This is a genomic window from Roseburia sp. 1XD42-69, from assembly GCF_003612565.1.
Classification (GTDB): Bacteria; Bacillota; Clostridia; order Lachnospirales; family Lachnospiraceae; genus Roseburia_B.
This window is the reverse complement of sequence record NZ_RAZG01000145.1, coordinates 1-3,744: the sequence shown is the minus strand read 5'-3', so window position 1 is coordinate 3,744 and position 3,744 is coordinate 1. Positions and strand designations below refer to the sequence as shown.

Here is a 3,744-nt window from a genome sequence, read left to right as displayed (position 1 = left end):
GAGTACAAAACCTAAGTTGGCTTTTTAGAGAGCTTTATTTTATTTTTATATTTCTTCGTGAAACAGCCCTATCTGGCGGCGGTGTCCTGCGGAACTGGTTCAGCCTGTCGGCCAGCTTCTGGTCCTTGTCTGGGTACAGGTGGGAATAGGTGTCAAGGGTTGTCTTTACTGATTCGTGCCCCAGGCGGTCAGCTATCTCCAATGGGGTAAAGCCAAGTTCTATCAGCATGCTTGCATGGCTGTGCCATTACGGTATAATAACGACAAACGGAAAAGCCTTTATTTTCAAGGGGTCCATGCGTTTGCCGTCATTTATTCAATTCCTTTTCCAAGTCGAAATCTGACGAGAAAAATATCGAAAAAAGGAGGCTGTTTCATTAACGACAAAATTTCATAATTCTAATTGGTTCCTTATGCTGAAGGAAAAAATTATTCCCGTTTTGAAAACGATGGTTGAATATGTGGACAAAAAGTGGGGCTGTAATTGATTTATCCTTCTTCACCGCTACTTTATCACCAATTTTCACTTCAGCCAAATAATTGAGTTGAATTGGGGAAAAAATGTGATTGATAAATAAAGATGAATTTGATATAATAAAAAGATTAAAACACGAAGATAATTTTAGAAAATGTGATTCTAGTGTAAAATGTATTTATGTTAGAATATTTTGTCTTTATAATTGCGTATCAGGAGGAAAAATGAGAAGTTTTGGATTATGGTATAAAAATAATAATGAAAGCAATAACATTCCTGTCTTTTCTATACATATAAATTTTTGGTCGGAGTCAGTAAAGAAGGACAGTGGCCCTCCGGATTTGGATGTCGGGATAAAGATTAAGAATTTCAAAAGTGTTAATGAGTTAATATTTCATTGCCCGTTTGTTATTGCGGAAAGTGATGTTAAGGACTTGGCATCTAAACTATGCAAGTTAGAAAATGCTAACATTGTTTTTAATACAGATGGGGTTATAGAAACAAAAAAGCTGTATTCTGTGTATTCTTTCAAAAAAAACGGAAATGAGGAGAAACTTCTATTATTTCCATTAATCCAAGACCTTGAAGGAATATATTACCTAAATGAGGAAGATAATAAAACAGATATAGTATTTAACTTTTTAACATTTAATGAATATCTTAAAAATAAGATAGAGTTTGCTGAAATAAATCAGGTATATATTAGATTTAGAATTTCTTCTACTGAATTAAAAAATAGTATTTATTTTGATTGTGAACCATCTAATAAGTCGTTTGAGAGTGCTTTTTCAGGTACACGTATTTTTGATTTCAAGATAAATGAAAAGAGAAATTTGGGTTCAAAGACAATTGCAAAGATTGATTTGCAAAAATATTTGTTTCCACAAATAGATAATATTCATTTATTAGTTATGGAACCATCTTCTTACGATGTTGAATCATTTGCTAATAAACAGATGACTTGTCGAGAATTAGAGGGAGAACTTTGGGATGATTATTTTGGCGCAAACATTAATTATTCTAAAGGTAGGATATTAGCATATCATTGGAAATTTGAAAATGAGTGTTCATGTCTGATTAAAGTTAAATACTCAAAAACGAATGTTGTAACTTTAATAGCATATATAGTTATGGCTTTGGCATTAGGCGTCTTGGGTAGTACTATAGTAGCTATAATACAGAGCGGATGTGTCAAATATTTTCCTTATATATCAAGTAGCATTGGATGTTTTCTCTTTGTGATTGGGCTTATACTGGGAAGAAAAAAGTAGTAGAGTTCATATATTGTAAGGATGAGAAAAATATAATAATATAGTCGGATAGGGAGGAAAGTAGAATGAAAAAAATAATCAATGGTAAAAGATATTATTTATACACATCACTTTCTCAAGAACTAAAAAAAATATATCAATGTGAAATATATAAATTTTTGTGTCGTTTAGTGTTTGAGTATCATGGATTTCGAAGTTGGTATCAAGGGTTATATACAGAAGAATTTGAATTAAAATACAATCGTGAAATAATAATCTGCGAAAATCAATTTAGAATTGTCGGTGTAGCTATAATAAAAAAAGATTTACAAGAGAAAAAGATATGTACTTTGAGAGTGGCACGAGAGTATCAGCATCAAGGAATTGGTCATAATTTAGTTGAAATGTGCATGCAACAATTGCATACCGATAAACCGATGATTACTTTACATAAGAGTAAATTGAATCAGTTTGAAAAACTGCTAAGTTATTATAATTTTGAGTTGGAGCAAACGCAAAAACATTATTACAGCATCTTTAGCACTGAATTAGTGTTTAATGGATTATTGCCAGAGAAAGAGCTTATTTTTAATAAAATTGAGCTAATGGACATGGAAAAACTATATAGAGCTGTTGTCCTTAGTGGTAAGAAGAATTTTGAAGATTATGTGGATGCTTGTATTAGGTGTTGGTATAATCGAGCACAAATGAGACAGATTAACATGCTTGAAGTTTAATGGAAAGCCATCTATACATATATAGATGGCTTTTTACATATGAAAGAGGTGAATTAAATGCAACTAATTTGTGGTGTTCATGGAGTGGGAAAAACTGTTTTTGCAAAAAAACTGTGTCAAAAATTATTGCTTGAATATTATTCGGCAAGTGAGTTAATTAAGAAGATGGCAAAGCGTGAAATAAGTGATTACAAAAAAGTACAACACATTTCAGATAATCAAGAGTTATTGTTAGCAGCTTTATCTGAAATGAATGATGCTCAATATATATTAGATGGTCATTTGTGTTTAATGAATACACAAAATAAAATAGAACGAATATCCTATGACATCTTTCAATCAATGAATATAGAAAGTATTTATATAATTGTAGATGCGCCTGAAAAGATACAACATAGGCTAAGAAATAGGGATAATCAAATCTGGAATCTTGGATTTATTGCTTCATTTCAACAAGAAGAATTTGCGTATGCTAAATATTTAGCAAAAAAAATGAACATTCCGCTAAAAATTATTTATGATAATAAGGAAGTAGCTAAATGTTCTTTTTTAGAAAAAGAAAATATTATTTTGCCAATAAAGCCAGTTTTTGCAGAGAAAATATTATCTGGAGAAAAGAAATATGAATATAGAAAACGATTGTGCAAAAAGAAAATAAATAAAATATATATATATGCAACAGCTCCGGTAAAAATGATTATTGGTGAGGTTTGGGTTGTTGATAAATTGAGCATGGATAAGGAAAAACTGTGGCAAGAAACACAGAAGTATGCAGGAATTACTAAGAAATTCTATGACCAATACTTTGAATATCAGAATTGTGCGTGTGCATATAGAATTGGAGAAGTAAGACAATATAGATTTCCGGTTGCGTTAGACAGTATAGGAATAGAATATGTTCCACAATCATTTATCTACGTGGGCGAGTTAGGATTTGTTAGAACATTGGTGCCAAGAGACTCTAGCAAAAAAAAATATATCCTATCCAGAGACTAACACATTTATACTATTTTTATCACCTAAAATCAAAAAAATATACGGTATGATAGTATTCAAATATCATGATGGTGGTAGACCGGTTGGCTTTAGTTGTGTGGCTACGATTATTGAATCAATGTTAACAACTTAGTAGTGGTATGACATTACAACAGGATTAAGCCATTGAACCAACAATAATAGATGATAGGAATGATAAAAATACACTAAAAAAGGAGACTGTTTCATATTTTGTGTAAACTCAAAAAACTGACATAAGATCTATTGAATAGTTACAAGTGGGCAG

3 protein-coding genes and 1 pseudogene are annotated in these 3,744 nt (G+C 31.2%); 3 read left to right on the top strand and 1 reads right to left on the bottom strand.

What is annotated here, in order from left to right; genetic code table 11:
- Nucleotides 1–34: 34 nt before the first annotated feature.
- A pseudogene (locus D7Y06_RS24275) lies at nt 35–244 on the bottom strand (hypothetical protein); the annotation flags it as partial.
- A gap of 455 nt (nt 245–699) precedes the next feature.
- Here D7Y06_RS24275 and D7Y06_RS24270 point away from each other — a divergent pair.
- The 3 genes from D7Y06_RS24270 (at nt 700) to D7Y06_RS24260 (ending at nt 3,458) form a co-directional block, all read left to right on the top strand.
- Nucleotides 700–1,746 carry a hypothetical protein gene (locus tag D7Y06_RS24270; RefSeq protein WP_120410064.1) on the top strand — a complete coding sequence of 349 codons (1,047 nt, stop codon included), beginning with the start codon at nt 700–702 and terminating at the stop codon, nt 1,744–1,746.
- Between the two features lie 65 nt (nt 1,747–1,811).
- Nucleotides 1,812–2,462: a GNAT family N-acetyltransferase gene (locus tag D7Y06_RS24265; protein WP_120410063.1), complete on the top strand. Its 651-nt coding sequence runs from the start codon at nt 1,812–1,814 to the stop codon at nt 2,460–2,462.
- A 57-nt stretch (nt 2,463–2,519) separates the two neighbouring features.
- Nucleotides 2,520–3,458: an AAA family ATPase gene (locus D7Y06_RS24260; RefSeq protein WP_120410062.1), complete on the top strand. Its 939-nt coding sequence runs from the start codon at nt 2,520–2,522 to the stop codon at nt 3,456–3,458.
- Nucleotides 3,459–3,744: the final 286 nt, after the last annotated feature.